The organism is Pseudomonas rubra, assembly GCF_028656935.1.
Taxonomy (GTDB): Bacteria; Pseudomonadota; Gammaproteobacteria; order Pseudomonadales; family Pseudomonadaceae; genus Aquipseudomonas; species Aquipseudomonas rubra.
Map to the genome: position 1 here is coordinate 18,418 of NZ_JAMDGZ010000041.1, position 22,669 is coordinate 41,086.

General features: G+C 64.1%; 15 protein-coding genes. 13 read left to right on the forward strand and 2 right to left on the reverse strand.

The genetic code is table 11. The annotated features are described in order from the left end of the window. Nucleotides 1–16: 16 nt before the first annotated feature. Nucleotides 17–4,930 (reverse strand): dermonecrotic toxin domain-containing protein, encoded by a 4,914-nt coding sequence (locus M5G17_RS18235; RefSeq protein ID WP_273894317.1) that lies wholly within the window; start codon nt 4,928–4,930, stop codon nt 17–19. 82 nt (nt 4,931–5,012) lie between these two features. Continuing rightward, nucleotides 5,013–6,716, reverse strand: coding sequence for a sulfatase-like hydrolase/transferase (locus M5G17_RS18240; RefSeq protein WP_273894318.1), 1,704 nt, complete (start codon nt 6,714–6,716; stop codon nt 5,013–5,015). A gap of 402 nt (nt 6,717–7,118) precedes the next feature. Between M5G17_RS18240 and M5G17_RS18245 the strand changes: the two genes are divergently transcribed. The 13 genes from M5G17_RS18245 to M5G17_RS18305 are packed head-to-tail and all read left to right on the forward strand — an operon-like array spanning nt 7,119 to nt 22,364. Beyond that, nucleotides 7,119–8,471, forward strand: coding sequence for a UDP-glucose dehydrogenase family protein (locus M5G17_RS18245; RefSeq protein ID WP_273894319.1), 1,353 nt, complete (start codon nt 7,119–7,121; stop codon nt 8,469–8,471). After that, the gene (locus tag M5G17_RS18250; protein WP_273894320.1) at nt 8,468–9,538 is read left to right on the forward strand and encodes an NAD-dependent epimerase; all 1,071 of its coding nucleotides are present in this window, start codon (nt 8,468–8,470) and stop codon (nt 9,536–9,538) included. The genes M5G17_RS18245 and M5G17_RS18250 overlap by 4 nt, the downstream gene beginning before the upstream one ends. Then, complete coding sequence (locus M5G17_RS18255) at nt 9,535–10,281, forward strand: sugar transferase (RefSeq protein ID WP_273894321.1); 747 nt, start codon at nt 9,535–9,537, stop codon at nt 10,279–10,281. The genes M5G17_RS18250 and M5G17_RS18255 overlap by 4 nt, the downstream gene beginning before the upstream one ends. Beyond that, nucleotides 10,282–10,929, forward strand: a complete 648-nt coding sequence (locus tag M5G17_RS18260; protein ID WP_273894322.1) for a CpsD/CapB family tyrosine-protein kinase — start codon at nt 10,282–10,284, stop codon at nt 10,927–10,929. It abuts the gene before it with no gap. Nucleotides 10,930–10,951: 22 nt separating this feature from the next. Next, nucleotides 10,952–11,974 carry a polysaccharide biosynthesis/export family protein gene (locus M5G17_RS18265; RefSeq protein WP_273894323.1) on the forward strand — a complete coding sequence of 341 codons (1,023 nt, stop codon included), beginning with the start codon at nt 10,952–10,954 and terminating at the stop codon, nt 11,972–11,974. Between the two features lie 20 nt (nt 11,975–11,994). Then, nucleotides 11,995–13,584: a GumC family protein gene (locus M5G17_RS18270; protein WP_273894324.1), complete on the forward strand. Its 1,590-nt coding sequence runs from the start codon at nt 11,995–11,997 to the stop codon at nt 13,582–13,584. Next, nucleotides 13,581–14,669 (forward strand): glycosyltransferase family 4 protein, encoded by a 1,089-nt coding sequence (locus tag M5G17_RS18275; RefSeq protein WP_420793399.1) that lies wholly within the window; start codon nt 13,581–13,583, stop codon nt 14,667–14,669. Before M5G17_RS18270 ends, M5G17_RS18275 begins: the two co-directional genes overlap by 4 nt. Then, entirely contained in the window at nt 14,666–16,036 is a 1,371-nt protein-coding gene (locus M5G17_RS18280; protein WP_273894325.1) for an O-antigen ligase family protein, read from the forward strand. The genes M5G17_RS18275 and M5G17_RS18280 overlap by 4 nt, the downstream gene beginning before the upstream one ends. Next, the gene (locus M5G17_RS18285) at nt 16,033–16,998 is read left to right on the forward strand and encodes a glycosyltransferase family 2 protein (RefSeq protein WP_273894326.1); all 966 of its coding nucleotides are present in this window, start codon (nt 16,033–16,035) and stop codon (nt 16,996–16,998) included. Before M5G17_RS18280 ends, M5G17_RS18285 begins: the two co-directional genes overlap by 4 nt. Beyond that, nucleotides 16,991–18,127, forward strand: coding sequence for a glycosyltransferase family 2 protein (locus M5G17_RS18290; RefSeq protein WP_273894327.1), 1,137 nt, complete (start codon nt 16,991–16,993; stop codon nt 18,125–18,127). The genes M5G17_RS18285 and M5G17_RS18290 overlap by 8 nt, the downstream gene beginning before the upstream one ends. 9 nt (nt 18,128–18,136) lie before the next feature. Then, the gene (locus M5G17_RS18295) at nt 18,137–19,147 is read left to right on the forward strand and encodes a polysaccharide deacetylase family protein (protein WP_273894328.1); all 1,011 of its coding nucleotides are present in this window, start codon (nt 18,137–18,139) and stop codon (nt 19,145–19,147) included. Then, nucleotides 19,144–20,448: a lipopolysaccharide biosynthesis protein gene (locus M5G17_RS18300; RefSeq protein WP_273894329.1), complete on the forward strand. Its 1,305-nt coding sequence runs from the start codon at nt 19,144–19,146 to the stop codon at nt 20,446–20,448. Before M5G17_RS18295 ends, M5G17_RS18300 begins: the two co-directional genes overlap by 4 nt. Continuing rightward, nucleotides 20,445–22,364, forward strand: coding sequence for a hypothetical protein (locus M5G17_RS18305; protein WP_273894330.1), 1,920 nt, complete (start codon nt 20,445–20,447; stop codon nt 22,362–22,364). Before M5G17_RS18300 ends, M5G17_RS18305 begins: the two co-directional genes overlap by 4 nt. Nucleotides 22,365–22,669 lie beyond the last annotated feature (305 nt).

Genomic DNA, 22,669 nt, shown 5'->3' on the forward strand with positions numbered 1-22,669 from the left:
GATCAAGGCCCGGCGGTTAATCCAGTACCGGGGTCAAACGCGCCAGCAAGGTGCGTTCGGCCTCAGCCCTGCCTCGTTGTAGGCTGTCGGTAAACACCTTGTACTGGTGCTCGTTGAAGTCCTTTTTCATCAGGTTGCCCGCCTCGTCTTGCCACACGGGCGTGATGCCAGCCGCTGTGAAGTCGGCGTCGCCGGCCTGGGTTGCCAGGTAGCTCAACAGACTGTCATCGAGTACCCGTACCGGCTCCTGACTGACGCCCAGGCAATAATCGGCGTACTCCAAGCCCTGATACCAGCGCTCGCTCAGCTCCATGAACGGCCCCTGGTAACGCTGTTTGACAAAGCGCCACCAACCCGGCAGCTCAAGCAACCATTCACGGCGACCCAGCGGTGTGTCGAGCACGCGCACCGCCGCTTCTACTCGCCTGGCGAGCCTGTCGCTGACATAGGCCGTGTGCCGATAAAGCATGCCTGATGAGGGCTCCGGATAGTTCAGCCGCTTGGCGCCCGACAGTGCCTGACGTAGCGCCAAGCGAATCTCAATGTCATCGACCGTATGCGACAGGTCCTGATCACTGATGTCATCCAGCGGATCCAGTGGCGGATAAGCCAAGGGGTCACCCTCGCTCAGCACATCCCGCGCTATCTGCCTCGCGCTGGAAATACGGTCGGCAATCCGCTCGACCTGATGGCGGCGATACAACTGGCGGTACAGCTGCAGCAGTGTGTCGACCCTGCCCTGTTCGCTGGCCGCCTCATTGCCAAGGCGGTAGGCCATCACTTCGACCTCCAGCGCGCTGAACACATCGGCGCCGGCGTCGCCGCAGGTTTCTGGATAGCCTGCGGCGATCTCCTCAAGGTTTTCGGTCAGTGCCTGATCCTGCCCGGCAAGTTCGAGCATGCCCCACACCCGCCCATTGACATGAGCCAAGTCGACTCTTACCGCTTGTGAACGTTCAAGGGTGCTCAGGGCACTTTTGAGCGCGTGGTTGCGCCCTTCGTCGAACAGCCCGCGCCACAGGTCCTGGCGCCCCTGGCTCACGCCATTGAGCCACAACGGCTGTGCATGGGTTTCACCTGAAAACACGTGAGGCAGGCCAATGGCATGCAAATGCAGGACACCCTGCGCATTGAGCGGATTGTTGTCCAGGCGCAGCGATAGAGGGCCACGCTGACCGAACTCGAGCACATGCTGGCCAAAACGGGTCTCTACCAATGACGGAATCGCTTCGATGGTGTTATCAGCCAGGTTGATCGAACGCAACTGGTACTGGTTCTGATCCATCAGCCGGGTCAAGCCCTGGGGCCATTCGCTCAGCTCGCAGTGACTCAGGTCCAGCTCCTTGAGCCAGGGCATGAAGCTCAAGTCCGGGGCGCGCCTCAGCGGGTTGTCGCGCAGGATCAGCTTGTTCAGGTAGATGAACTTGGCAAATGCCGTGCTTGCGGCCTCATCAAGGGTAATGCGGTTATCGTGCAGATCCAGATAGTTCAGTTGCAAATCGGCAAGCTTGTCGATCTGCGCCGCATCCAGCAGCAACTGGTTGGACTGCAGCTCCAGCCGGGTCAACACCGGCAAGCTGGTCAGGGTATCGATAGCGCCATCGGCGAGTTCGCCCAACTGATTGCGGGCCAGGCTGATGATCTTCAGCTTGCGCAATGGCCGTAGCGGTTCGAGCAGGGTTTGGCTGACCTGCAGGCGGTTGTTTGTCAGTGCCAACTCTTCCAGCTCAAGCAGCTTGGTGATCGACGCGGGGATCTGTTCCAGCGCGTTATCGTTAAGGCCCAAGGCCCGTAGTTTGGGGAAACAGTCGAACAGTCGAGACGGAATCGCCCCGTCTTTCACTGAGCGCAGGTCCAGCTCGGTGATGTGGCTGAACGTTGCGTCCAAAGTGGGTAGCTCGGTCAGGTCAAGGCCTTTGAGGTCGAGCTTGTGCCGACTTGCACCACCGCCGCGCTGCCAGGCCATTTTCAGGCGTGTGGCCACTGCCCTGCGGGTACTGTGGCGCGCTAACGGTCGCGCCCAGTAGTCCAGCTTCACCTGCAGTTGCCGGTATTGACTTTCCAGCGCCGTGATCGAGTCGGCCACATCAACACCGGTCTCGCGCAGTTCACCCAGCAAACGGCCGATCTGTGCGCGATCCAGCTGCGGGTAGAGCCTGCCCAGACGCCGGCGCGCTTCGCCGCCCAGTGTGCCGACCGCGCCGCCCAAAGGGTAACCTGCGCGCCCGTCGGCAAGGCGCAAGGGCGATTGGTGCCAGGGCCGCGCCGGGCGCTGGCCGAGCAACCGCGAGCTGCGCGTGCGGTCTGCAAAGGCCAGGGCCTGCAGCCTGTGCTGCAAGGGCTGGCTGTCGCTGACCTGCACGCCCAGCGCGTTGCGCTCGGCATCGGGCAAAGCCCTGAGCACCGCAGCATAGAAGTCTTTACCCACAAACAGTTCGTTGCCCACGGCATCGTAGCTGCAATACCGCCGCCCCGTGTTGACCAGGCTCTTGAGTTCGCCATCGGCTCGGCCAACGGCGGCCAGCAGTCGGCCACTGAGCACGTGCTCACGCAGTTCCAGGCGGACATCGCCGGTCCAACCCGGCAGCGACTCCAGCAAGCCCAGGGCCAGGCGTTCACTGTCGAGATTGTCCGGGCGGGCGCCGTGCAGCCCTTCCAGCGCACGGCACAGGCGCACCTGTTGCTGGTAAACACGCGCCTCTTCAGCCAGGCGCAGCGGCACACGCCCGCCGGTTTGCTGCAATTGCTCAAGCTCACTGAGCGTGGCCTGGCTCTCGATCTCCCGGGCCACCCGCGCAGGCAATGATGGAAAGTCCCTGATCAGGCGTAGCGCACCTGGCGACAACCCCTGCAGCGTGCCTCGATAGAGGCGAGCGAAAATCTCACCACGTTGCGCTGCCAGTTCATCGTCTGTCAGCTCACCGTCCCGGATGGTTTCGACCAGCCTGCTGGCACGCCGCTGAAACTGCAAACGCTGCAACGTGTCGGCCAGCAGTGCAGGTACCGGGTTCTGGTGCACATACAGGTGGCGCAGCGCCGCCTCGTCAATACCGCTGATGGCGGCTGCACGCTCCAGCGTCGTATCGTCCAGACCGTCGCTCAGAGCGCCGAGCCGCCGCAGCAACTGACGCCGTTCCCAGTTCAGCGGCTGCTCGCCATGCCAGGTCCAGACACCCTCGCCGTTGTGCGCAAGCGGCGGTTCATAGGCCTCGGGGTCATTCGGGTGCACCAGCCGCCATTGCTGGCGCTGGGCATCGTAGCGCTGCTCGTACCACTGTTGGTCAAAACGCAGGAAGTGGCGACCGTCATGCAGATACTGGCCCAGTTCGTTGGCCTCGACATCGGCGCCAGGGCTGATGTCGCTGGCATAACCGTTCAGGTCGCTCTTCCACAGCCGCGCTTGTCCATTGGGCAGTTCCACCTGTACCAGGCCATCAACAAAGCTTGAGGGCCGCAGCACTGCACCGACAGCACCCAGCCCGGCAAATGCGCCCAGGTTCAGGCCCACCGAAACAAACTGCTGCACGGCCTCGGCGGTTTCGCCTTGCTCCCAGGCGTGCACACCATGAAACACGCTGTCCATGATCTGCGCGCCGGTCACCGCCAGCATGACCTCATTCAAACCGGGTACCACGAAGGCTGCAACACTGAGAACGTTGACCCCGACCTGCAGCCAGACTTCCAGGCGGCCAAGCCGCGTCAGGTAATCCTCATCGCCGGTCGGTACCGCCAGCACTCGGGCATTGGCTTTCAGGCGGCGCACCTGTAGATCCTGCAAGGTCGTCCATAACGGCCCAGGAATCGTGCGCTCGACGATCTCCAGACGCGGCCGTGTCAGCGCCTCACGTATCGCCCCATCGGCTGCGGCCGCAGGCGCATACAGGGCACGGTCCACGCGCTGAGCGAAAACGCCTTGGAGCCCTTGTGGCACTTTGGCCGCCACCGCGCTGAAAAAGTCTGCGGATTTCAACTTGGCCGCCAGGTCACTGGCAAAGGCACTGGTCGATGCATACTCCTTGAGCGGCTGCGATGGCACCGCCGCCATCCACGCAATACAACGCTCGGTGGCCGCACTGGTAGCAGCTGGCGGGCCAATCAGCAAGACATCGCCCAACTCGCAATCGAGCATCGAAATACGCCGGCAGGCCACAGCTTTGCCATCGAGGGTGGCGCTGCCTTGGGCCATTAGCGCCTGGAGCATCTGATAGCTCGACGCGCTGATATCGCCGGTCATCCGCGCCCGCTGCAAGGTCACCTGAAAATCGCTGCTGATGGCCTGAGTCATGTCCCGGCTGAGCTGCCGGGCAGTGCTCGGGGTGTCGAACACCTGCTGCAGGTGATTCTGGTAGGCCTGGCCAAGATCAAGCTGGCGGCTCAACCGAGCAAAATCCGCAGGCCGCAAGGCGAGCTTGTCGAGCGGGTTGCCGGAACGGCTGATGAAACTGAAATGAAAGTCTTCGTTTTCTTCAAAGTTCTGCAAGGCTGCTTCAAGCAGACTGACCCGCCGCTCTGGCCCCTTCTCTACCCGCCGCCCGCCAATGCCCTGGCGCGGCCCTTCAAAGTCACTGGCCCAGCGGTGTAAGCAGGCAAGCTTGACGTCCACCTGCACGCCGTACTGCTCACGCAATGCCTGGGTCAACAAGGGTTCGGCAAAATCGGTGATATTGTGCAGGCCCGCCAACCGCCAGGCCAGTCTGCGTCGGGTCGACTGCTGCTGGTTCAAGGCCTTGAGCAAGGCCTGGCGCAAGGTTTCACTGCTGTTGCTGAACCAGGCCAGCGGCGCACCGTCAGCATCCAGGTAAATGGCCCGCTGGCTGTATAGCAGACCTTGCAAGTCGCTTGCCTTCAAGTGCTGCAGCCTGGGCCGCAAGGCCGCTTCCAGGCGGCGCTGATGAAAAACCTGATGTGCAGTATCGGGGATATCGGGCATGGCACGGTACCTGTGGGTGAATGGACCCACAGCTAACGGCCGAAACCTTGGTGGTTGGCGCTATATAACTACCTACTGCGCGTCAGTCCGCCTTGCCTATCGGCATCTGTGCCTGTGGCTCGCCCGGGGTAACCACCTGGCTCAGGTCGATGCGCTTGAACACCGGTTTTGCCCCCAGCCGCGCATTGAAGCGGGTGTTGAAGCTGAAGTCATCCTTAGTCGGCACCACCAGCGACCGCCCGTACACCGGAGTAATCCCGGCGGGGTCGTAACCGAGCAACTGCAGCAGGGTCGGGAAGATGTTGTAGTGGCTGGAGCGGTCTTTGTTGGCCGCCAGTTGCACCTGCCAGTCGAGGGTGCGCAGGCCCTGGCCCTGGATCACCACCAACGGCACCAGGCCCTCCTCCTCGACCGGGTTGCTGTCGCAATGGGTGTTCAACCCGGGGTTGCCGCGCTCGTGCAGGTCCTGGCCGTGGTCGGAGGTGTAGATCAGCACCGCCTGGCTGAGGTCGGCCTTGGCGAACAGGCGGTTGAAGAACTCGCCGACATTCCACAGCAGGCTGTTCATGTACGAGTTGCGGTACAGCACCCAGTCTTCGGGCTGCCCGGCAAAACCATCACGCCGTCCGGTGTCGGTGATGTCGGCATACTGCCCGCGCGGCAAGGCCGGGCGATAGGTCATGAAGTCGTCGGGGTACTTGTCGTGCACCGGAAAATGCACGCCGACCTTGTTGACCACGATCAACTGTGGCTTGCCGTCAGCCAGCAGCGCGATGAGCGTGCTGGCAGCGGCCATGTCGCGGTCGCGCACCGGGGTGCTGTCAAACTGGATGAACTGATCGATGTCGCGCAGCTCGGCTGCGTTCATCAGGTTCTGCAGATTGCCGCCGGTGCGCTGGGCGTCGATGTACACGGTACCCAGCCCCGCCGCCTTGGCGTATTGCCAGATCGACGGCAAGGTCGAGTTGATGCGCAGATAGTCTTCGCGGGTGCCGCCATAACGCAGGGTGACGTTGGTGTCGGCGCTGCAGTTGGCGATGGAGGCAGCATAGCCATAATTGAAAATGTCGACCCCGGGCCGCGCCTGGTTGAGCTGGCTGCGCACGCCGTGGGCGGTGTTCAGGTCCAGGTAATTGCCCGAGACGCTTTCATCGATGATCAGCACGATGTCCCGGGCCAGGGCCGGGCCGTTGCGCGCCAGGGTCACTGGTTCGCGCGGACCGACGCTGTCGTGCAAGGACTCGTAGAGCATCAGGTTGGCATAGGCCAGCGGCGTGAACATGATCGGCAGGCCGCGGGCGCCCTCGCCCGCACGCACAAACAAGATGGCCGTGAGCAAGGCGATACCCAGCAGCGGCGCGGCCCAGGGCACAAAACCCGGTGCTTTTAGCCCGTGCCGAGGCCGCAACCCCAGGCCCAGCAACAACAGCACTGTGCGGCCCAACACCTGGAGGATGACGCTGTGGTACTGCTCCAGGGCTTCACCGATAAAGCCGCCGGAATAGACCATCGAGATAAAGCCGCTGTAGGTCAGGTAGTCGGCGGTGATGCGCGTGTAGGCATCGAAGAATACCGCGCTTGTACTGAACACCAGGGCAAACCCCCAGCGCAGCCAGCCCTGGCGAATATTCGCACACAGCAGCAAGGCCAGCACCAGCAGTACCAGCACACCGACGTACAGCAGTAATGCCGGGCTCAGGCCGATGGCCTGGAAGCGCTCCAGGTAGTACGGGTAGTTGCTCAACAGGTACAGCGCGAGCAGCAATTCCTTGAAGTATCTGTGCATCACTCCCCCGCGCAACACCCTGCAAGTAACTCGGACATTGACACGTTAGCAGGCCGCTAACAAAGCGCAAACCGGAACAGCGTCAATATTATGACCTATTTATCGGCGCCAAATCTGACAGTTCAAATAACGCGAAATCGTTGCAATTGTGAAACGGTCATATCGGTAAACGCCTTGTTTAATAGGGCCTGTGACCGTTCATCGTTTTGCCATGCGGCAATTGGCCAGTGCCTGCACAAGCTAACTCACGGATTTAGAACGGCTTGATGGCAAAAAGCCAAAATCGTAATGAGTGTAAATCCGACGAAACATGCCATTTCATTGACACGGCTTGCCGCCGTTGGGCTATACCCAAATCACACCACTGTTTCATCCTCCTTACTCCATACGAGGCGAGCCGACATGGACGTGAGCGTATTTGGCACCGGCTATGTCGGTCTTGTGCAAGCTGCGGCCCTCGCAGACGTAGGTCACCGGGTTTTGTGCGTCGATGTCGATGCGCACAAGATCAGTCAACTGCGTCAGGGCGTACCGCCGATCAGCGAACCTGGCCTGTCCGGCATGCTCGAAGAAAACATCAAGGAAGCGCGCCTGCTGTTCAGCACCCAGGCCAGCGACGCGGTTGCCCATGCCGAGCTGATTTTCATTGCCGTCGGCACCCCACCGGACGAAGACGGCTCGGCCGACCTCTCCCATGTGCTGGGCGTGACCCGGCAAATTGCTGAACTGATGGACGCCGATCGTACCCTGATCATCAAATCCACGGTGCCGGTGGGCACCGCCGACAAGGTGGCGGCGCTGGCACGCGAAGAGCTCGACCGCCTGGGCAAGACCGCGCTCAAGGTCCGGGTAGTGTCCAACCCCGAGTTCCTCAAGGAAGGCAGCGCCCTGGCAGACTGCATGCGCCCGGACCGGATCATCGTCGGCACCCTCGATGCCCAGGCCCACGACCAGCTTGCCGAGCTCTACGCGCCGTTCTGCCGCAACCATGAAAAGCTCATGTTCATGGACAACCGCAGCGCCGAACTGACCAAGTACGCCGCCAATGCCATGCTCGCCACGCGCATCAGCTTCATGAACGAACTGGCCAACCTTACCGAACACCTGGGCGCTGATATCGAAGCGGTGCGCAAGGGCATCGGCTCCGACCCGCGCATCGGCTACCACTTCATCTACCCCGGTTGCGGCTTTGGCGGCTCGTGCTTCCCCAAGGACCTGCGCGCCCTGTTGCACACCGCCGAACACAGCGGCATGCCGCTGCGTTTGCTGCAAAGCGTCAGTGAAGTCAACGACGCCCAGCGCCAGATTCTCTTCAACAAGCTCAAGCAGCGCCTGCCTGGGAGCCTTGCCGGCAAGTCCATCGCCATCTGGGGCCTGGCCTTCAAGCCCAACACCGACGACATGCGCGAAGCGCCCAGCCGCTACCTGATGGAAGCGCTGTGGGCCGAAGGCGCAAAGGTCTGTGCCTTCGATCCGGAGGCCATGGCCGAGTGCCGGCGCCTCTATGGCTACCGTCAAGACTTGCAACTGTGCGCCACCCGCGACGACACCCTGGAAGACGCCGACGCCCTGGTGATCTGCACCGAGTGGAAGAACTTTCGCGTGGTCGACTTCGCCTTGCTGGCCAAAAAACTGCGCAGCCGCCTGATCATTGACGGACGCAACCTCTACAACCCCGACCAGGTGGCAACCTTCGGCCTGAGCTACAGCGGCATCGGCCTGCGCCAGGTCCAGCCGGAGGACCCGGCGCCATGAAGATCCTGGTCACCGGCGCCGCCGGTTTCATCGGTGCTCACTGCAGCTTGCGCTTATTGCGCGAGGGCCACCAGGTGATCGGCCTGGACAACTTCAATAGCTATTACGACCCGGCGCTCAAAGAAGCGCGGGTACGCTGGATAGAAGCTGAAGGTGGTCCGTTCACCCTCTACCGCCTGGACCTGAACGATGCCGCCGGCATGGCCGAGCTGTTCGCCAGCGAGCAGCCCGAGGTGGTGATCCACCTGGCCGCGCAAGCGGGGGTGCGCTACTCGCTGGAAAACCCACGGGCCTATATCGACAGCAACCTCAGCGGCTTTTTGAACATTCTCGAAGGCTGTCGCCGCCACCCGGTGCAGCACCTGCTGTATGCCTCGTCGAGCTCGGTGTACGGCGCCAACCAGCACACCCCGTACCGGGTCGAGGATGCCGTCGACCATCCACTGTCGCTGTACGCCGCCACCAAAAAAGCCAACGAGGCCATGGCCCACAGCTACAGCCACCTGTTTGGCATCCCCGCCAGCGGCCTGCGTTTTTTCACCGTGTACGGCCCCTGGGGCCGCCCGGACATGTCGCCGATCCAGTTCGCCCGGGCGATTGCCGAGGGCCGGCCGATCCAGCTGTTCAATTACGGCCAGCACCAGCGCGACTTCACCTACATCGACGACATCGTCGAAAGCCTGGTGCGGCTGATTCCCCTGGCACCCCAGGCCAACCCAGGCTGGGACCGAACTCAGCCGGACGCCGCCAGCAGCCACGCGCCGTGGCGGCTGTTCAACATCGGCGGCCAGCGCCCGGTGGAGCTGACCGATTACGTTGCACTGCTGGAAAAACACCTCCAACGCAAAGCCGAGATCGAGCTGCTGCCACTGCAACCGGGCGATGTGCTGGCCACCTGCGCCGATGCCAGCGCGCTGGAACAGGTCACCGGCTTCACCCCCCAGGTTTCACTGGATGAAGGGCTCGGGCGTTTTATTGCCTGGTTTCATCAGTACTACCCGCAACTTGACCGGGACGCGGTGCGGGTCAACGGGCAAATGCCCGCGCCTCAACGGAGAACGGTATGACAGGACAACCTAAAAGTGCGCAACTGCAGGCACTGTACCAAGACAAGCGCATGGACCCCGCGCATCGCCAGCGCATCGACGCGGCGATTCACATGCAAGGCCGTGGCTGGCTGACCGGTCGCGCCGGCGGGCGGCCCTGGACCCTCTCGCGCACCAACCGGGCGGTGGCCTGCTTCGGCGCCCTGTGCATCCTGCTGATCATCTCGCCGCTGCTGCTGGGCGTGGCCGCGGTGGTCAAGTTCAGCAGCCCGGGCCCGGTGTTCTTCGTGCAAAAACGCACCGGCTACCGCGGCCGCACCTTTGGCATGTACAAGTTCCGCACCATGGTCGCCAACGCCGAGGCCTTGAAGGAGTCGGTGCGCCACCTGAACAAACACGGCGCCGATGCCATCGATTTCAAGATCGACAAGGACCCGCGCGTCACCCCGATCGGCCATTGGCTGCGGCGCAGCAGCCTGGACGAGTTACCCAACCTGTTCAACGTGGTGCTCGGCGACATGCGCCTGGTCGGTCCTCGCCCCACCTCGTTCAACGCTTACCGCTACAAGGACAACCACCTCGCCCGCCTGAGCATCTACCCCGGCATGACCGGCCTGTGGCAGATCTCCGGACGCAGCGACATAGACTTCGACCAGCGAGTCGAACTGGACCTGAGCTACATCAACGAACAGAGCTTGTTGCTGGATCTGAAGATCCTCTTCAAGACTCCCTTCAAAGTCTTCAGCGGCCACGGAGCAAGTTGAATGGACGGTTCTACTTCAAGAAGTCTGACCATCGCCACCCCGAGCGAAACCAACCTTACGTCCACGGTGCTCGACGAAGAGCAGCGCGTGCTGTTGCTGACCGCCGCCAACACCGGCAGCGGCACCAGCACCAGCGCCCTGGCCTTCGCCAGCCAGTTGGCGCTGATGAGCGGCGGCCCGGTCCTGTTGGTGGACAGCAGCCCCAGCGGCAACAACCTCAGCCAGCAGTTGAGCCTGCACAAGTTGCGCGGCTTCAGCGACCTGATGTTCGACCAGGACACCCCGCCGCTGATGCAAGACTGCATCGTGCGCCTGTCCGACCAGCCGTTCGACGTGCTGCCGGCCGGTACTTACAAGCGCGGCAAGCAGCGCCTCAACCCCGACCTGCTGCGGGTACTGCTCAAGCACATGAGCGACCACTACCGCTTTGTGGTGGTCGATGGCGAAGCCGTTTACGCCAGCGCCGACAGCCTGATCATCAGCCCCCTGGTCGACGGTGTGATCCTGGTGGTGCGCGCCGAGGAAACCCGCTGGGAAGTGGCCCAGGCGGCCAAGCAACGCCTGGACCAGGCCGGGGCAAAACTGATTGGCAGCGTGTTCAACAAGCGCAAGTACTACATGCCCAAGTGGCTGTACAACAACCTTTAGGCCAGCAGCCAAGGAGCCTCACATGAAATACACGACGTTCGCGCTGTGCCTGCTGACCCTGGCCGGCTGCGCCAATCAGGACACCCGGCAGATGCCGGTGCAGATCATGACTGCCAACCCCGCCAATGCCCAGGATGCGGAGCTGCCGCGCAGCGAGCAGGTGCTGCGCCCGCAGGACGTGCTCGATGTGATCTTCCACATCAGCACCAGCGGCTCGGCGTCGTACCGTATTCAGTCCGGCGACACCGTGGGCCTGGCCTTCCCGGCCGCCAGTTCGCTCAATGGCAACCAGCTGGTGCTGCCGGATGGCACCATCGAACTGCCACGGGCCAACACCTCGGTGAACGTCGCAGGGCAAACCCCGGACGAGGCTCGCCGCACCATCCAGCAGGCCTACCGCAACAAGCGCCTGTTCCAGCCGGGGCGTGACAACGTCACCGTGCAGGTGATCAGCCCGCTGACCAACGAGCAGAACCTCAAGAGCGCCCTCAACCACCCGGCCACCGGCATGAGCCGCGAGATCACCGTGGGCAGCGACGGCCAGGCCAGCTTCCCGGAAATTGGCACCGTGCCGCTGCAAGGCATGACCGTGACCCAGCTGCAGACCTACCTGAACAAACGCTACGCCGACCTGCCCGGGCGGATGACCGTGGACGTGATGCTCAAGTCCACCGCGGTCAACGAGATCTATGTGCTGGGTGAAGTCGGCCAGCCCGGCGCCTACCCGATCCGCCGGCCGGTGTCGGTGCTCGAAGCCCTGACCCTGGCCCGTGGCCCGAACGTCAAGGCGCGGCTCGACTCGGTGGTGATCATGCGGCGCAACGGCAACCAGGTCCAGGCGGTGCCCTACAACGTCGACAAGGCCCTGGATGCCAGCGCCGCACAAGTCGCCTACCTGCAACCGGACGACATGCTCTACGTGCCCAAGACCAAGCTTGCCAGCGCCGGCGACCTGGCCCGGCAACTGGCCGACGTGGTGCTGTTCCAGGGGGTCGGTTTCAGCTTCGGTTATCGCGTTGACAACAAAGACAGCGACAACAACTAATTCCAGGCGGGTATCCGAGCATGAATACAAAAGAAAACTACCTGCATGAGTTCTTCAGGATCTTCTTTGCCAACCGCCAGTTGGTCAAACGGGTGTTCCTGGTCTTCGCAGTGATCGCCTTGCTGTTGCCTTTGGTGCTCAAGCAGAGTTTCGACATCACCGCCGAGGTGATCGTGCAGTCGAAAAAACTCTCCCAGAGCGACACCAACACCACCCTGGCCCAGGAGACCGACAAGTTCATCCCGCCGTCGCTGGCCGACATGGAAACCGAGAGCAATATCCTGCGCTCGCCAACGCTGATTCGCGAAACCATCAGCCAGCTGCGCGAAGAAGGCCAGTACGAAGTGCCGCCCAGCCTGATGCAGCGGCTGGTCACCGGGCCCCTGCGCACGATGATCATCAACCCGCTGCGCGAGCATGTGGTCAACCCCGTACGCACCTTGTTCGGCCTTGAGGTCGACCCGGTGCGCGACACCCAGCTCGATGCACTGACCGACGACGCCATCAAGGACCTGAAGGTCGAGACCCTGCCCGGCTCCAACGTGGTCTCGGTGACCTACAGCTTCCCTGACCCGAAACTGGGCACCCTGTTCGTCAGCCGCCTGCTCGACAACTACCTGCGCAACCGCCAGAGCCTGCAGTCCAACGAGCTGCCCGAGCAGTTCTACGAGCAGAAGAAAATGCAGTACCAGGTGCGCATGGATGACCTGGAAGGCAAGCGCCTGGGCATGCTCGAAAGCATCGGCTCCTCGGACCCCAAAGAAGAGATCACCTTCCGCCTCAACGCCATCAACACCGAAGAACAGGCGCTCAACCAGTACCGCGACCGCCTGCTGCAAAGCCAGCAATGGCTGGACTACCTGAAAACCAGCCTGGCCGCGGCGAGCAACGCCAATATGCGCGATTTCGCCTTCCCCTACACCTTCACCACCACCGTCGACAAAGTGGCGTTCGAAGACCGCGAGATCAAGCAGTTGGGTGAACAGCTGACCACCCTGGTGCTGACCTACGTCAGCGACCTGGCGGTGTTCCAGCCGGGCAGCGAGCAGATGCTGCTGCAGCGCGAACAGATCGCCAAGACCCGCCAGCAGTTCCTCAAGATCGTCGCCAACCGCATCAAGGAGCGCGAGAAAGACCTGTCCGTGGTGCAGGGCGTGATTGCCCAGAAAACCCAGCGCATCGCCGACTTCAAAGGCCGTGTGCACCAGTTGCAGGAAACCCAGAGCAAGGCGCGCCAGCTCGACACCGAGATCGACGCCCTGCACAAGGCCTACTTCACCTACACCCAGCGCTACGAAGAATCGCGCGGCGCCGACCTGCTGGCCGGGCTGTCCAATGCACGGATCCTCAGCGCGCCCTACGAGCCGGCCGAGGCTGCGTTTCCCAAGCCGCTGCTGATCGTACCGTTCGGCATGCTCACCGGCTTGCTCCTGGCCATTGCCCTGGTCTACGTCAAAGAGTTCTTCGACCGGCGCTTCAAGCACCCGGCGCAGATTACTCATCAGCTCGACCTGCCGGTGCTGCTGGTGATCAACGACCTGACCCCGGAAACCCCCAACCCCTACAAGGGCTGGTCGCTGCCGCGGCTGGTGCACTGGGTGCGCAATTGAACGCAACCCAACAGCCGCCACGGCCGATCCTGCACCTGCTCAGCAGTGGCGGCTTCTACGGCGCCGAGCGGATGCTGCTGGACCACTGCCAGGCCACGCCAGGGCAGCACCGGGTGCTGTTCCTCGGCGCCCCGCAGCCACTGCTGGCGCGCTTTCGCGCCGCCGGCGTGGCCTGTGAAAACTGCGACAGTGTCGGCGAGCTGCTGGGCCAGTTGCGCAAGCACCACGACCAGCAGCCGCTGATCAACAGCCATAACTTCAAGGGCCTGGTGTTGGGCTGGCTGGGCGCCCGTTTGTGGCGCCTGCCGATGGTCGCCACCCAGCACGGCTTTACCCCCAGCAGCCGCAAACAGCGGCTGTACACCTGGATCAGCCTGCAACTGTGCCGCACCGGCACCATCGAGCGGGTGATCTGCGTGGCCGAGAGCATCAAGCGCATCCACCGCCAGGCCGGGGTCGTCGAGCACAAGTTGCAGGTGATCCCCAACGGCTTGCCGGAGGCCGATACCCTGCCCGCGCGCCCTCATGGCGATGGCCGCTGGCTGGCCGGTTATGTCGGGCGTTTAAGCAGTGAGAAAGGCCCGGACCTGTTTCTCGATACCTTGATCCCGCTGTGCCAGCGTCATCCCCAGCTAGATGCAGTGATGCTCGGCGAAGGCCCGGAACGCGACGTGTTGCAGGCTCGCATCGATGCCGCCGGCCTGACCCAGCGCATTCGCCTGCCAGGTTTTCAAGCCGACATGCGTACGTGGATGGCGCGCCTGGATGCGCTGGTGATCAGCTCGCGCACCGAAGGCACGCCGATGATCCTGCTCGAAGCCATGCAAGATGGCGTGCCGGTGGTGGCCTTTGCCGTCGGCGGTATTCCGGATGTGATCGAACACGGACGCAGCGGCCTGTTGGCCCAGCCCCTGATGGTGGCTGAGCTGGCCGCGCAGCTCGAAGCGCTGATGCTCGACCCAGCCCAGGCCGCCGAGCTGATCGCCCAGGCCCGGCGCACCCAACGCGAACGTTATCACCTGCCGACGCTGGCACAACGCTGGGCCCGGGTCTACCTGGGCGCGGCCAAGGAGACCTGCGCATGATCATTCCCCTGTCGCTGATCGGCCTGGTGGCGTTGTTCAGCCTGGCCCTGCTGGCAAGCCCCTACCCGTTCCTGGCCCCCGGCGCGGTGATCGGCCTGGCCGGCCTGCTGGCCCTGTACAAGCGCCCAGCCTGGGGGCTGATGGCGATCATCACCCTGGTGCCGCTCGAAGGCCTGTTCAAGGACAGCGAACTGACCGCAACCAAACTGATCGGCGCGGCCCTGGCTCTGGTACTGCTGCTGCAACTGGCGGTCAAGCAGTTGCCCGGCGAGCGCCTGCGCAGTTCGATGTGGCCACTGCTGCTGGGCTTTCTGGCCCTGTACCTGCTCAGTTTTCTGGCCAGCGACAGCAGCGAAATGTCCCTGGGGCATTTTCGTGAACTGGCGGTGGGCTTGCTGCTGTTCGGCATCACTCTGTTGATCGGCCGCGAGCTCAACCTGCCGATGATGTGCCGGCTGGTGACCCTGAGCGTCAGCCTGACCTGCATCATGGCCATGCTCTCGACCAAGTACCAGGACGAGGGCCGCGCCGCCGGCCTGCTGGAAGACCCCAACGTATTTGCCATGCTCATCGCCATCGCCGTGCCGATGGCGCTGTGGCTGGTGTTCAACAGCCCCAAGCGGGCCTACAAGCTGTTCTGGATTGCCTGCTGCATCCTGTTGCTGGCGGGCATGACCAAGACCAACTCGCGCTCGGGCCTGGTGGTGCTGCTGATCAGCCTGGGCATCGTGCTGGTGCACTACCGCACCCAGGTTGCCCACCTGCGTCCCCGGCACCTGGGCTTTGCCATGCTCGGCCTTGCGATCCTGCTGCCAACCCTGGTGGCGCTGATGCCGGAAAGCTACGTGGCGCGCATCCAGTCCCTGGCGTTGCTCAAGTCCGGGGTCAACGCCTTCAAGGACGACTCCCTGGGCCGGCGTTCCTCGTACATCGTGGTGGGCAGCAAGATGATCCGCGAGCACCCGGTGCTCGGCACCGGCCCCGGCACCTTCCCCCTGCACTACGCCACCACCGGCTACGCCAAGGCGTTTTCAGCCAACCGCAAGGTCGGCGACCTGTACCGCCGGGCGCACAACACCTACCTGGAGATCTTCAGCGAAGTCGGCGTACCGGCCGGCATCCTGTTCGTCAGCCTGGTGCTGCTGGCGCTGTACAACGTCTGGTACGCCCGGCGCCTGTGGTTGCAACAGGGTAATCAACAGCAGGCCGACCTGCTCACCCACCTGTGCATGAGCATGCTCGCCATCAGCCTGTTCCTGATGTTCTTGAGTGCGCCCAACCATAAATACCTATGGATCATGCTGGCGCTGTCCAGTGTGCTGCGCCTTAAAGCCGAACAGGCACGCCTTGCGCAGGTGAAGGCATGAAGGTCAGTGTCGTGGTACCGATGTTCAACGAAGCCCGGCACATTGCCCGCACCCTGCAGTCGGCCATGAACGCCGCCGCCGATGCCGGCCTTGAGTGCGAATTGATCGTGGTCGACAACGGCTCCAGCGACGACGGCCCGCAGATCGCCCGCAGCCTCGGTGCCCAGGTGCTGAGCCTGCCCGGGCTGACCATCGGCGCCCTGCGCAACCGTGGCGTACAGGCCAGCTGCGGCGAGTGGCTGGCGTTTCTGGATGCCGACATCGAAGTCCCCGAACACTGGTTGAGCCTGCTGCTCGACCTGCACGCCGAGGGCCGTGGCGATGTCTTTGCCCTGGACTGCGATACCCCGCGCCAGGCGCCCTGGTTCGCCCGCGCCTGGCAACGGCGCACGCTGCGCGCCGGTGTGCCGGAACTGCACGCCATGCAGTGGCTGCCAACCCCCAACCTGTTGATGCAGCGCCACTGGTTCGACCTGGTCGGCGGCTTCAACGAAACCCTGCGCACCGGCGAAGACAAGGACTTTACCTGGCACCTGAACAAGGCCGGCGCGCGCTTGCTGGCCCTGCGCTCACCAGTGGTGTTGCACTGGGGCTTCGAAGGCAGCTGGAGCGAATGGCTGGGCAAAGAGCTGTGGCGCCAGGGCAGCAACCTGCAACTGCTGCGCAGCAATGGCCCGAGCCTGCGTCTGCTGCGCTTTCCCATGCTCTCGCTGGGCGCCTGGGGGCTCGATGCCCTGGCCTTGTCGGCCTTGCTCGACGGTTTTCCGCACCTGGCCGTGTTGCTGCTGTTTGTCACAAGCCTGCCGGCCCTGGCCCTGAGCCTGCGCCAGAGTTTGAAACACCGCGACCTGCTGTTCGTCCTGCAACTCTGGGGCCTGCACTGGATCCGCCTGCACCTGGCCGGCGCCGCCTTCGTGCTCAGCCTGTTCAACTGGAATGCAAGGAGGCCCGCCCGTGGCTGAGTTCATCTATTGGTTGTGCCTGTTGCTGCCCTTCTATGCCTGGCTCGGCTACCCACTGCTGCTGACCCTGGTGGGGCCGCTGTTCCCCCGGCACCGACCGGCGTCGCTGGCCCCGCAACGGGTCAGCGTGGTGGTGGCGGCGCACAACGAAGAACGCAACATCGACAACAAGCTGCGCAACCTGCTGGCCCAGGACTACCCGGCCGAACACTTGCAGATTGTCGTTGCCAGCGACGGCTCAACTGATCGCACAGTAGCGCTGGCACGCGCCTTCGACGACCCGCGCATCAAGGTCCTGGACTTGCCGCGCATGGGCAAGAACAGCGTGCTCAACGTCGCCGTCAGCCAGTGCAGCGGCGATATCCTGGTGTTCACCGACGCCGACGTGCACTGGATCGACGGCGCCCTGTCCGCGTTGCTGGCGCCCTTTGCCGACCCGCAGGTGGGCGGCACGGTGGGCAAGATGATCATTCCGGTGGCCGGCAAGGGCCTGAGCGTGGGCGAGAGCCTGTACCGCCACTACGAAGCCTGGCTGCGCCGGGTGGAAAGCCGTACCGGCTGCACGGTGTCGGCCGATGGCGCCCTGCAGGCGTTGCGCCGTGAGCTGTATCAGCCGATCCCGGCGCGGGTCAACGACGACTTCTACATCAATACCTGCGCGCCGGTGGCCGGCAAACGCGTGGTCTACGTCGACCAGGCCCAGGTGCTCGACCAGGGCGTGGACGAGGCCGTCCGCCAGTTCAGCCGCCGCCAGCGCGTCACCGTCGGTGGCCTGATTAGCCTGGCCGCCCGCCGCGAACTGCTCAACCCGGTGCGCCACGGCCTGTATGCCATCGCCCTGATCAGCCACAAGCTGATCCGCCGCCTGGCGCCGGTACTGTTGGTGCCGCTGTTGCTGGCCAACCTGTGCCTGCTCGACGAGCACGGCTTTTATCGCCTGAGCCTGGCCGCGCAGTTGCTCGGTTATGCCATTGCCATTGCCGGCCTGCTGGATGTCCGCCAGCGCCTGCCCAAACCGTTTCGCCTGGCCGCCTTCGTGCTGGTCACCCTGGCCGGCATGAGCGTCGGCCTGTGGCAGTTCTTGCGCGGACACAGCTACAACCAATGGACCCCCGACCAGACCCGGTGAGCACCTGACATGCCGATAAAAACCAGTATCAAGCGTGCCAGCGGTTGGCTGTACCTGAACTCTCCCAAGGGCCGCAACCAGCTGCGCGGCGCCGGGGTGATCCTGATGCTGCACCGGGTCCTGGCCGACGACAGCAGCGCCGCCCTGCCCCACCGCAACGAACTGTGCGTCGGCCCCCAGGCTTTCGAGCGCCTGCTGCGCTGGCTGCACCGACACTTCGACTGCGTGCACCTGATGGACCTGCTCAAGGCCCATGAACAACCGCGCAGCGGCAACCGGCCCAAGGTCGCGCTGACCTTTGACGACGGCTGGCGCGATAACGCCCTCAATGCCTTCCCGCTGTTGCAGCAGTACCAGGTGCCGGCGAGCATCTTCCTGTCCACCGACTACATTGGCAGCCGCCAGCGCTTCTGGTGGGAGAGCCTGGGCGAAACCTTGTGGGGCAGCCATGGCGAAAGCGCGCGCAGAGCCTTGATCGAACAGCTGCGCAAGATCGGCAGGCCGCTGCCCGCCGCCTACTTCATGAGCGACCGGGCCTACGCCCGCAGCCAGGCCCTGGCCAAGTACCTGCAAAGCCTCAAGAGCTTGAGCCCGGTGGCCCTGCATCACCTGACCAACACCTGCCCGGCAGAATCGCTGCCCCAGGCCCTGGACTGGAACCAGGTGCGCCACCTGGAAAACACCGGCCTGATCAGCTTCGGCCCCCACGGTGCCAGCCATGCCCTGCTGCCGGGCCTGGACGACCAGCGCCTGGAAGAAGAGCTGAGCCGCAGCCATTACGCCCTGCAACAAGGCTGCAAGCAGCCGCTGCCGGTGTACTGCTACCCCAACGGCGACCACGATGCGCGGGTGCGCGAACGCCTGGCCGCGCACCGCTACCCCTTTGCCCTGAGCACCCGCGCCGGCATTTGCCAGGGCCATGACGACCCCCTGGCCCTGCCGCGCATCGGCGTCAGCCAGCGCAATGCCAGCCGGCCGTCATTGTTAGCCTGGCGCATCTGCCGCGGAGGACGCACATGAGCCGCAGCCATTACCTGCGCCACCTGCTGCTGAGCATGGGCACGCGCCTGGCGATGATCGCCCTGCGGCTGATGCGCAACGTGTTGCTGGCGCGCATCCTCGGCCCCAGCGAACGCGGCCTGTTTGCCCTGCTCAGCACCCTGCCCGACCTGATCGGCGCCGCCACCAGCGGCGGGCTCAACACCGCCGTCGGCTACCAGGCGGCCAAGCAGCGCAGCATGGGCCTGCTGCTCAGCCAGGTGCTGATCTACGGCTGCCTGGTGGCCGGCGCCCTGACCTTGATTTGCGTGGCCCTGGCCCGGGAGTTCGGCACTGAACTGGAAGTGACCACCCAGCTCGGCCTGCTGGCCTGGCTGTTGCTGCTGGCGGTGCCGCTGACCGTGCTCAAGAGCGGCCTGCTGACCCTGCACAATGCCACCGGTGGCGTTGGCGCCTTCAATGCCCTGCGCCTGACCGAATCGCTGGTGCCGCTGCTGCTGTTCGTCGGCCTGTTCTGGATGTGGCAGAACGATGCCCTGGAAGCGGCGCTGATCAGCTGGTTGCTGGGCCTGAGCCTGGTGGTGCTGCTGGGCTTGTACTGGCTCGGCCGCCAGCACTCGATCCGCCTGTGCTGGGACCGCAGCGGCCAGCGCGAGCTGCTCGCCTACAGTGCCAAGAGCCACCCGGATTTGTTGTTCCAGCAGGTCATCCTGCGCTCGGACTACCTGTTCATCAGCGCCATGCTCGGCAGCGCGGCACTGGGGCATTACGCCATGGCCAGCGCCGCCGCCGAGCTGTTGCTGATCGTCCCCGAAGCAGTAACCACACCCTTGATGAAGCGCCTGCTGCAGCAGGACGCCGGCATGGACAAACTCACCCCCCTGGCCCTGCGCCTGACCGCCACGGTGATGCTCGGCGCCTGCCTGAGCATGGCGCTGATCGGCGAATGGCTGATCGTCACCTTGTTCGGCGCCGAATACCAACCAGCCTACCCGGCCTTGCTGGCCTTGCTGCCGGGGCTGTTCGGCCTGTGCTACGCGAGCATCCTGCGCCTGGACCTGCTGGGCAAAAACCGCCCCGGCACGGTGTCGCTGATGATGGGCCTGGGCGCCGCCTTGAACCTTTTGCTCAACGTGCTGCTGATCCCGGCCTACGGCATCGTGGGCGCGGCGGCGGCCTCCTCGATCGCCTACCTGGCGGTGACCCTGGCGATGCTGTTGCTGTACTGCAAGCTCAGTGGCGTGGCCTTCTGGCAAACCTTGCTGGTACTGCCCAGCGACCTGGCGCCGCTGCGCCAGATGCTGCAACGGCGGCCGGCATGAAGCGCCCCGGCCTGCTGTTTACCGCGTTACTGCTGACAGCCACGGTGCAGGCGGCGCCCTTACAGTGGGCGGATATTCGCGACGGCAGCCTGTACCTGCAAGCAGCCAAGGCCGACACCCTGAAGATCAGCTGGCAACCGGCCTGGCAGGCCGACGCCAACGCCGAACGCCTGTACCTGCTCGACGGCCAGGGCCACTTGCAGGCCGAACGAGCGATCCCGGCCGCAGAAACCCGTGGCCAGGTGCAATGGCCGCTGGCGGCGAGCAGCAACGACTACCAGCTGGAAATCCCCGGCTACAGCTTTCGCCGCTACCGCATCGAACATGCCGACAGCACCCGCGCCCTGCTCGCCCCGGCCAAGGTGCACTTCAGCGCCGAAGTCGGGCCCCATGTCGAGCTGTACTTTCGCGTGCCGGCCAACCAGCAGGCGACCCTGGCCGGCAAGTACCACGGTGGTGTGCACGGCCTGCAAGTGCAGCGCCTGGGCGATGGCCGGCAACTGAATCTTGCGCTCAAGCCCTACCCGGCCTATTGGCAGTTCGACCGCCTGGCGCTGCCGCTGGCCAGCAGCGAGCAAACCTACCGCCTGCGCCTGCTCGGCCGTGGCAAGGTGGCGTTCTGGCTCGACGGCAGCGCCAACCTGTTTGCCCAGCAAGCGCAGCACCTGGGGCCACTGCACAACGCCGAGGGCCAGGTCAGCTTGCGCCTGGGCGAGCGGGTTTTGGGGCCGACCCCGAGCCTGGGCGTCAACCTGCCCTATGTGCTGCCGCCGCCGTCCAGCTACGCGGTGCTCGACGCCCTGCAACCCCAGGCCGCCGGCTACTACAGCTTCTCCGACCTGCTGGCGCGCAAGCCTGGTTACGAAGACGCCTTCCGCCGCTTCTACCAACAGCGCTACCGCATCAAGCAGGACATCACCCTGCTCGGCGGTACCGCCAGGCAATCGGTGCTGGCTGCCGACCGCACCAGCAACGACGGCCTCGACGCCTGGCTGAGCAGCACCCGCGCCTTGCCGGGCGACACCTTGCACTACCTGGCTTTTGCCGACGAGCCGAACCTGTTCTACCCCGACTACCCAAGTTTCAGCAGCTACTTCCAGCACATGCTCGAGCGCGTGCAGCGCTTCCCCGGGGCCCGTGAGGCCGGGGTGCGCATTGCCGTGCCGGCCAGCTCGCGCCTGGTCAACGGCCCGCTGCATGCAGACAGCCGCGCGCGCATCGGCCTGGACTGGGCCCGGCGCCTGCTCAAGGAGCACGGTGGGCAGATCGATGCCCTGGCCTGGCACGAATGGATGATCCGCGACCTGCTGGCCACCCGCAGCTACCGCGACTCGGTGCGCCAGGCTGCCGAACTGGTCGGCCTCGATGCCCAGGGCCGGCCGAACAAGGCCCTGCTGCTGGACCAGACCAACCTGTCCAGTGGCTCCAGCCTGAGCCCCTACGACCAGGACACTCATTTTGCTGCCCTGTGGTGGACCTCGGTGGTGATCAACGCCTCCCAGGACGGCCTGCTCGACATGCTCAACTGGTTCCATGTCGCCGACGAACCCGAATGGCCCAAAGGCATGGTGCGGGTATTGGGCGAAGACCGTTTTGAACTCAAACCGGTGGGCCTGGCCCAGCAGTTCATCCAGCAGCACTGGCTCGACCAGGTGCTGACGCTGGACAACGATGCCTTCGAAGTCGACGCCCTGGCCATGGCCCGTGGCAAGCAGCGCAGCCTGCTTGGGGTGAACAAGGGCGAACGCCTGCAGCACATCAGCCTTGCCACCCAACAAGCCTGCCCGCAAGGAGCACTGAGCCTGTTCGGCCCTGACAACCAGGCACGCGCCATGCCGTTTGCCTGCGAACAAGGCCGCATCCACTTTCAATTGCCAGGGCAAACCCTGTTTGCCCTGACCTGGAGCGCGTCATGAGCGCCCTCAACAAACACTCTCGCCTTACACCAAGGCTACCAACGCCGCCCTCACAGGCCATGGCACGTTGCAACAAATGTGGGAGCCGGTCTTGCCGGCGATGCGCCGCGCGGGCGGCGCTCGATCTCAAGAGCGCCACAAGCCTCAAGGCAAGCACCTGGCAGCCATCACACAATCTGCAGCCGTCATCGCGGGGCAAGCCCGCTCCCACTGAAATCAGCCTCAACACACCCTCTCGCCTTGCACCAAGGCTACCATCGCCGCCCTCACAGACCATGGCACGTTGCAACAAATGTGCCATGGCC

Coding starts and splice junctions, on each gene's coding strand:
- M5G17_RS18235 (WP_273894317.1), bottom strand. CDS start 4,930: ATGCCCGATATCCCCGATACTGCACATCAGGTTTTTCATCAGCGCCGC.
- M5G17_RS18240 (WP_273894318.1), bottom strand. CDS start 6,716: ATGCACAGATACTTCAAGGAATTGCTGCTCGCGCTGTACCTGTTGAGC.
- M5G17_RS18245 (WP_273894319.1), top strand. CDS start 7,119: ATGGACGTGAGCGTATTTGGCACCGGCTATGTCGGTCTTGTGCAAGCT.
- M5G17_RS18250 (WP_273894320.1), top strand. CDS start 8,468: ATGAAGATCCTGGTCACCGGCGCCGCCGGTTTCATCGGTGCTCACTGC.
- M5G17_RS18255 (WP_273894321.1), top strand. CDS start 9,535: ATGACAGGACAACCTAAAAGTGCGCAACTGCAGGCACTGTACCAAGAC.
- M5G17_RS18260 (WP_273894322.1), top strand. CDS start 10,282: ATGGACGGTTCTACTTCAAGAAGTCTGACCATCGCCACCCCGAGCGAA.
- M5G17_RS18265 (WP_273894323.1), top strand. CDS start 10,952: ATGAAATACACGACGTTCGCGCTGTGCCTGCTGACCCTGGCCGGCTGC.
- M5G17_RS18270 (WP_273894324.1), top strand. CDS start 11,995: ATGAATACAAAAGAAAACTACCTGCATGAGTTCTTCAGGATCTTCTTT.
- M5G17_RS18280 (WP_273894325.1), top strand. CDS start 14,666: ATGATCATTCCCCTGTCGCTGATCGGCCTGGTGGCGTTGTTCAGCCTG.
- M5G17_RS18285 (WP_273894326.1), top strand. CDS start 16,033: ATGAAGGTCAGTGTCGTGGTACCGATGTTCAACGAAGCCCGGCACATT.
- M5G17_RS18295 (WP_273894328.1), top strand. CDS start 18,137: ATGCCGATAAAAACCAGTATCAAGCGTGCCAGCGGTTGGCTGTACCTG.
- M5G17_RS18300 (WP_273894329.1), top strand. CDS start 19,144: ATGAGCCGCAGCCATTACCTGCGCCACCTGCTGCTGAGCATGGGCACG.
- M5G17_RS18305 (WP_273894330.1), top strand. CDS start 20,445: ATGAAGCGCCCCGGCCTGCTGTTTACCGCGTTACTGCTGACAGCCACG.